The organism is Acinetobacter sp. WCHAc060025 (genome assembly GCF_004209355.1).
GTDB lineage: Bacteria > Pseudomonadota > Gammaproteobacteria > Pseudomonadales > Moraxellaceae > Acinetobacter > Acinetobacter wuhouensis.
The window spans coordinates 22,947-29,669 of sequence record NZ_SGSX01000027.1; the positions used below are offsets into that span (position 1 = coordinate 22,947).

The 6,723-nt window shown below is 35.1% G+C and carries 8 protein-coding genes; 2 read left to right on the forward strand and 6 right to left on the reverse strand.

Going from position 1 to position 6,723, the window contains the following annotated elements:
* Position 1 precedes the first annotated feature (1 nt).
* The 4 genes from EXE09_RS17200 to def all read right to left on the reverse strand — a co-directional run bounded on the left by EXE09_RS17200 (position 2) and on the right by def (position 3,137).
* Positions 2-1,057 (reverse strand): ATP-binding protein, encoded by a 1,056-nt coding sequence (locus tag EXE09_RS17200; protein ID WP_228257230.1) that lies wholly within the window; start codon positions 1,055-1,057, stop codon positions 2-4.
* 82 nt (positions 1,058-1,139) lie between these two features.
* Positions 1,140-2,042: a helix-turn-helix transcriptional regulator gene (locus EXE09_RS17205; protein ID WP_130118082.1), complete on the reverse strand. Its 903-nt coding sequence runs from the start codon at positions 2,040-2,042 to the stop codon at positions 1,140-1,142.
* Between the two features lie 121 nt (positions 2,043-2,163).
* The gene (locus EXE09_RS18860; RefSeq protein ID WP_165382085.1) at positions 2,164-2,328 is read right to left on the reverse strand and encodes a hypothetical protein; all 165 of its coding nucleotides are present in this window, start codon (positions 2,326-2,328) and stop codon (positions 2,164-2,166) included.
* A 329-nt stretch (positions 2,329-2,657) separates the two neighbouring features.
* Positions 2,658-3,137 (reverse strand): peptide deformylase, encoded by a 480-nt coding sequence (gene def / locus EXE09_RS17210; protein ID WP_130118083.1) that lies wholly within the window; start codon positions 3,135-3,137, stop codon positions 2,658-2,660.
* 197 nt (positions 3,138-3,334) lie between these two features.
* On the opposite strand from def, the gene EXE09_RS17215 reads away from it, so the two are divergent.
* The gene (locus EXE09_RS17215) at positions 3,335-3,538 is read left to right on the forward strand and encodes an amino acid transport protein (RefSeq protein ID WP_130118084.1); all 204 of its coding nucleotides are present in this window, start codon (positions 3,335-3,337) and stop codon (positions 3,536-3,538) included.
* Positions 3,539-3,689: 151 nt separating this feature from the next.
* Positions 3,690-4,976 carry an MFS transporter gene (locus EXE09_RS17220; protein WP_130118085.1) on the forward strand — a complete coding sequence of 429 codons (1,287 nt, stop codon included), beginning with the start codon at positions 3,690-3,692 and terminating at the stop codon, positions 4,974-4,976.
* Here EXE09_RS17220 and EXE09_RS17225 read toward each other — a convergent pair.
* Both EXE09_RS17225 and EXE09_RS17230 read right to left on the reverse strand, forming a co-directional pair.
* Entirely contained in the window at positions 4,973-6,112 is a 1,140-nt protein-coding gene (locus tag EXE09_RS17225) for a GGDEF domain-containing protein (RefSeq protein WP_130118089.1), read from the reverse strand. The two genes, EXE09_RS17220 and EXE09_RS17225, sit on opposite strands and share 4 nt — an antisense overlap.
* Positions 6,113-6,315: 203 nt before the next feature.
* On the reverse strand, positions 6,316-6,723 hold a 408-nt coding region (locus EXE09_RS17230), incomplete at its 5' end, for a DUF2505 family protein (protein WP_130118086.1).

Below are 6,723 nucleotides of genomic sequence, written 5' to 3' on the forward strand. Positions count from 1 at the left end.
ATTACTTATTTACACCTAACAATGATTTTGCTGTACTAATTTCCTTAGCACTTAATTTCGTCTCACTATTTGCAACTTCTAATTTCGCTTTCTTTATACGCTCAATAACTTCCAGCAACTGCTCTAGCTTAACTTTAGCTTCTTCATTATTTTGTTCAGCTTCTAATAAAGCTTTCGGAAGTACTAATCGCATGCAAGTACGTATTTCTCTTCCAGAAAAACCATCAGATATTTCTGATACAGTTTGTATAAACTCATCTTTAGGTTCTAATAACGGAATCTGATCTACCAACATTATTGCCCAAAGATTTTTACGAGCTTCTAAGTCAGGTAAATCAAAATGAATATGATGGCTAATCCGACTTCTAAATGCTTCATCATAATTTTTAGCGAAATTTGTCGCAAAAATAGCAATACCATTGAAACGTTCCAGTTCAATTAATAAAGTTGAACGCATAGCATTAACTTCATTATCTATTCCTTGAGTCACTGAAGATAAACGTTTTCCTAATAAAGTGTCTGCTTCATCAAAAAATAGAACAGCATTAGCATCTGAGGCAGCCTTAAATACAGCCTGAATATTTTTAGAAGTTTCACCCATGAATTTACTTTCTAGTTCAGCAATTCCTAACTTAATAATTGGCTGACTAAGACTTCCAGCAAAGGCTTCAGCTGTCAGTGTTTTTCCTGTTCCTGGAGCACCATAGAAATTTAGAATTACACTGCGTCCTTGCTTATCAACGCTTCCAAAGTTCCAATCTTCATAAATTGTTTTATGGAATTTTAACTTAGCTAAGCCTTCATCCAATTGAATACGAGTTGCTGCTGATAAAATCACATCATTATCTAACGTAACTATCGGTTGTACTATTTGAAAAACAGAATCTTGAAACTCCTTTTTTTCAGGTAATTCATCAACAACACTATCTTTTTCACGTTCTGTTTGAAATTTTTGCAATCGCTCTCTAGCCTTATCCAAACTCAAAATATTTGCCTCAATATTCTGAGATTGCTTTTCATTTCCTACGTTAAAAAGCTCTTTGATCATTCTTTTCATTACTTCTGTTACCTTTAATTTTAAAGTCTTTAATAAACCATGATAAATAATTCATTATTTTCAAAATTTAATTAATGCTTTCTCATGTAATAGCTAAGTATTCTTTTAAACCGATTTCCAACTCTTGCTGTAATCTTTCAGGATTCACAATCTTGATATGTGGAATCCAAAATCTTATTAGTGGTAACAACTGCATATCATGATTAATTTTTGAAGACACTAACAATCCTCCATCTTCTAGCTCTTTGACAATTTGTTGCTCAGGCAAGATCGAACGCTGTATAAAATAAAATGCAATCTGTCTATCAATAGATAAAATAACTTCTTGTTTATCTTGTCCAAACCAAATGCTGTCATCATTTTCTACGAGTTTTACAATTTTTGGATCTGGAACAAATGTTGAATATTCATGTGGAGAGTTCATAAGCTGAATATGTGAAATACGATAAGTTCGTAATTGATCTTTTCGGACTGCAGCTAAATACCAACTGCCGTGATGATGAATCAAGCGATAAGGCTGAACCAGTCTAGGCTCTCCTTTATATAGAAAGCCAATTTGGCTATGTTCTTGAATGGCTTTTCCAACAGTTTTAAATAACGCTTTAAACTGACTTACATCTTCAAAAGCATAGCCTTTAGCACTATAAATTTGTTGTGAACGACTATCTAAAAGTTCACGTAAAAAAGTGATATCCAATGATGGATACAAATGGCTAATTCCTGAAAGTTGTGCAAAATTACGGATATCTTTGGGAGTTATTTTTCCCAAATAGTTAGAATCCAAATAATACTTTTTGTTCTCAATGTCTCGCTGTAATGGTAAATAAGCATTAATACGATCAAAATCACGCGAAATAGTCCTAGAACTTACTCCAAACTCTGAAACGAGCTCTTGTATACTTAACTGACACCCCATATTTAATTTTGTTAAAATATTCGCTAATCGATCGGCTAAACGCTCATGGGTAGAATCATCACGTTTCATTAATACTCTCAAATTATTTAAAATAATATCGAAGTGTTGTCGGATTTATAGTTGAAATATAACACATTGCTTACACAAAAAATTACACAATAAAACAAATATTTATGAGTGTATTTTAATTTTACACACTATTTAATCTTTCTAAATAACATTCTAAATGCAACATCGCAAAGTAATGCTTTTTAAGTTCATTCAATTTTATTTCACCCAATATTAAAGCTCTAAAAATACGCTTTAATGCCTTTATCTTCTGTTTACGATTAAATGGAATAGGATTTATTTTCATACAAAACGTCCTTTTGATACTTACTTTTAAATTAGCTTTAGTAAAGTGATCAATGAATTGAAAGATGAAGATAAAATATGAAAATGACAGGAGGTGTCATAAAGCTACAGATTTATATTATTCTTATTTTTTCTTGGTAGCTGCTTAGAAAGGGTAGTAGAAAACTAATTCACCATCTAATTCATCGATTCTATACACCCCAATCTAAAAAGCTGTTCTGATAAATGTGTTCTAATTAGATCTCAATATTCAAATCTAGCATTGAGTAATACATGGCAATATCTAGATCTGACTACAAATAAATCACAAGATTACGAATTGAATACCAACTACACCCTTTCCACAAACAACACGCCATCCAAATGATCAACTTCATGTTGCACAATCCGCGCAGGAAAACCCTGAAATGTTTGAGTGATCTCATCGCTATTTAAAGTTTGATATTTCACAGTAATCTGTTCAGCGCGCGCAACTTCACCTCTTTCATTGGGCACACTTAAACAACCTTCTTCACCAAGCACGGTTTGAACTGATTTTTGAATAATTTCAGGATTCACCATGACGATAGCATCCATTTCAGGTGCATCGGGATAACGTGGATTAGGACGAGAAGCAACGATAATCACACGTTTAGACACATAAACTTGCGGTGCTGCAATTCCTACACCATTTCGTTCTAGCATCGTGCTACGCATTGCCTTAGAAAGCTCCAATAACCATGTGCTTGAAAGCTCAGTCTCAGCTACAGGTGCAGCAATTAATTTTAAAATAGCTTCACCACGTTGGGCGACTGGTAAAATCGTACTCATAATGATCTTTTAGATATTTCAATTTAATCGCTAAAGTTTAACACTCAGACACAACTTTCCAATTCACTTAAACAGCAAATATACGTCGTAATATTGAGAAACATTCCAGTGATACAAAGCACCATCTAAAGAGTATTTATTCAGTTTACTTTAATCCGTATCTGGTAAAAAAGCACATCACATCGAGAAATAAGTTTATGAATACAACAGCATTGTTTCTAGGATTGATCTTTAGCTCAATTGGCTTAGGCTATTTTATTTATGGTAAAAAGCAAAAAATGCCTGTCCCTTTCATTGCAGGAATCATACTGATGATCTTTCCTTATTTTATGGAAAATACGCTGACTCTGAGTTCTATCGGTATTGTTCTCACTATTATTCCTTGGTTGCTTCGAGCTTAAGTAAGCTCTTTATATAAATCAAACTGACGTAAAATATTTCAAAAATGATAATAATTTGTTTTATACATCACAATAGAGTTTAATTATTCAACTAAAAATTTAAGCTATAGAATTCAATTATTTTATTCATTGAAGTTTTGGGAAGCTGTCTATGACCGAACAAACGCGTCTATCCTCGGAAGACAAACGTACACTAGGTTTATCGTCATTAGGTGGCGCACTCGAATTTTATGACTTTGTCATTTATGTTTTTTACGCAAAAATCATTGCAGAACTATTCTTTCCTACGACATTAAGTCCTTTTTGGGCAATGCTGAATACCTATGGCATTTTCGCTGCGGGCTATTTCTTCCGGCCCTTGGGCGGAATCGTCATGGCACATTTTGGCGATCTCGTCGGACGTAAGCGATTATTTAGTTTATCTATTTTACTCATGGCATTACCTACTTTAATGATTGGAGTCATGCCCACTTATGCAGAAATCGGTTTAGCAGCCCCACTGCTTCTATTATTGATGCGCGTAGTTCAAGGCATTGCAATTGGTGGAGAAATTCCCGCAGCGTGGACCTTTGTTTCTGAACATGTCCCTGACAAGAGAATTGGTTTTGCCAATGGTTTACTGACCGCAGGTTTATCTCTGGGTATTTTACTCGGAGCACTCATGTCGCTCTTCATTTCACTCAAATTTAGTGAAGCTGAAATACATGCATGGGCATGGCGTATTCCATTTATTGCAGGCGGTATTTTTGGCTTAGTTGCCTTATATCTGAGAACGTATCTTAAAGAAACGCCTGTTTTCAAAGCGATGCAAGCAAAAAAGGAACTTTCAAAAGAGTTACCCGTTAGACAAGTTTTAGCGTCACATAAATCAGCTGTCATGATCGGCATGCTATTTACATGGTTTTTGACTGGATGTGTGGTGGTGATTATTTTAGCCATGCCAAACTTACTGACAGGTTCATTCGGCTTCCAACGTGCTGATGCATTTCAAATGCAAAGTGCAGCGATTCTTATGCAAATGATAGGCTGTATTCTCGCTGGATTATTGGCCGATCGCTTTGGCGCAGGACGTATTCTTGGATTGGGCTCATTGGGCGTTGCCTTGATCGCCGCTATTTTTTATCTCAGCTTAGGGCATGTTCATTCCTCTACAATATTTGGCTTATATATGCTCTTGGGATTATTTTCAGGCACTGTCGGCGTGGTGTCATATAGCATGATAAAAATGTTCCCTGCTCAAATCCGATTTTCGGGAATTTCTTTTTCTTATAACGTCGCTTATGCGATTGCAGGTGGCTTAACACTTCCACTGGTTCAATGGCTGAGTTTGTATAGTGATATTGGTGCGATGTACTATATTTTTGCCTTGTGTACGATCACGATCATCACCAGTTTATTTTACCGTAAAAAATTTGAAGCAAATCCAAACAAAAACTAAATCGTCTGGCGACGTTCCTTCGGTACTATCGTTTTAATTTCAAAAAAGTGGCGTACTTGATTACGCCCATTTCTTTTTGCCAAATATAAAGCTTGATCAGCTTGACGTACAACTTCTTCTTTAGAGTGAATTGGATAGCGCGCAACAGTAATCCCAAAACTAGCAGAAACTTGTAGTTTTTGTTGATGGTCTAAATAAATGATTTCAGATGCAATTGCTTCGCGACATTGTTCCGCAACCAATATTGCATCTGCTAAACGATCGCTTTTTAAAAATATAATAAATTCTTCACCACCAAAACGCCCAACAGTATCTTCTGCATCAATGTTTTCAGTAAGCAGCCGAGCAACACGTTTTAAAACAATATCGCCAATATCATGCCCATAGGTGTCATTAATCACTTTGAAATGATCTAAATCGAGTAAAATAATTGCAAAAGCACCTTGCTGTTCTTTTAACGACTCAAAAAGCTCCCCCATTTTGCGTCGATTAAATATCCCTGTAAGCGAGTCGATAATACTTGCTTGCTGAATCGCTTTTTCTCGCTCACGCCACTGTATTAAAAGCGTTTCAAATAAAACAATACTAATAAAGAAAATCGGTGCATAAAAATACACCATTGAATAAACCCAAAAACTATTTTTATACAACGGCATTGATTGTAATTGCTGACTAAAAATCGGGCTATATTCAAGCGTTCCAGCTAGGCTCATCGAAATACAGATTAAAATAAAACTTGTAATTGGCAGTACCGTTGCATACACCACTTTCCGTTCAAACAATACTAGAGCGACTGTCACTAAACTCACATAACCTGCAATCGTGGCCGGGCTTAAAATCCCAACACAAAATCCACCAAATATGAATGATGAGCCAAAATAAGCAATAGTGATATACGGAACGAGTTTATTATAAATAGGATTTCGGTATAGAAGCTTGGTCAGCAAAATAAGGATCAAAAATCCAAATGCAAGCAAGCTATACGCAGTCATTAAGGTCGGATAAAAATCTAAATTAATCCAAATATGTAAGTCTGAATTTGAACCGCTGATCCACCACCAGATAATCCAAGATAAAATATCCAATCCCCCTAGTAATAATACTAGGAAGCATTTGTCTATATCACGCCAATTCACGATTAACCCTATTTTCATAATAGGGGCAATCAATTGATGCATTCTTTCTCTTAGATTCAGTCCCATGTCACCCTAAACCGCCAAATACAATCAAACACAGTATTTCTTACTTTATTTATTGTTTTTGATTAAAAATTAAAATATGAATATACAACATTAACAGAAACTTATCGTTTTTATAATCTTTTTTTTAAACGATCAATTCATTTTAAATTCTTTTTTAGCTCGTCTTCCACGATACCTATTTCAATATCACTAAACTTACGAATTTCCCCTTCTGCATGTTTTTCTAACATTCCACCAACCAACGGAACCTTAACTTTCACTTGCCAATCTAATTGAATATTAAGCTGCTGCGCATTTCCTGTAATTGAGCGTTGGCAACTCGCTTCTAAGGGCAAGTTTGCACCTAATTCAACAGTTGAAATCAACGTTTCTAAATTTGTCACATCAGTTCTTTTTAGTCTAAATGCATCTTTTAAAAGCTTCTTTGCAATTTCAGGGATATTCACATCCAGATTATAAGCACGCTTTAAGGTGTAAATATCACCCTGAATAACCGATTCGAGAATTTGTAAATTTTCACCGGGGATGCGTTTACACACTGCTTC

Excerpts from the sequence above, each read along its gene's own strand:
- EXE09_RS17200 (WP_228257230.1), bottom strand. The coding sequence starts at position 1,057 with ATGAAAAGAATGATCAAAGAGCTTTTTAACGTAGGAAATGAAAAGCAA.
- EXE09_RS17205 (WP_130118082.1), bottom strand. The coding sequence starts at position 2,042 with ATGAAACGTGATGATTCTACCCATGAGCGTTTAGCCGATCGATTAGCG.
- EXE09_RS18860 (WP_165382085.1), bottom strand. The coding sequence starts at position 2,328 with ATGAAAATAAATCCTATTCCATTTAATCGTAAACAGAAGATAAAGGCA.
- def (WP_130118083.1), bottom strand. The coding sequence starts at position 3,137 with ATGAGTACGATTTTACCAGTCGCCCAACGTGGTGAAGCTATTTTAAAA.
- EXE09_RS17215 (WP_130118084.1), top strand. The coding sequence starts at position 3,335 with ATGAATACAACAGCATTGTTTCTAGGATTGATCTTTAGCTCAATTGGC.
- EXE09_RS17220 (WP_130118085.1), top strand. The coding sequence starts at position 3,690 with ATGACCGAACAAACGCGTCTATCCTCGGAAGACAAACGTACACTAGGT.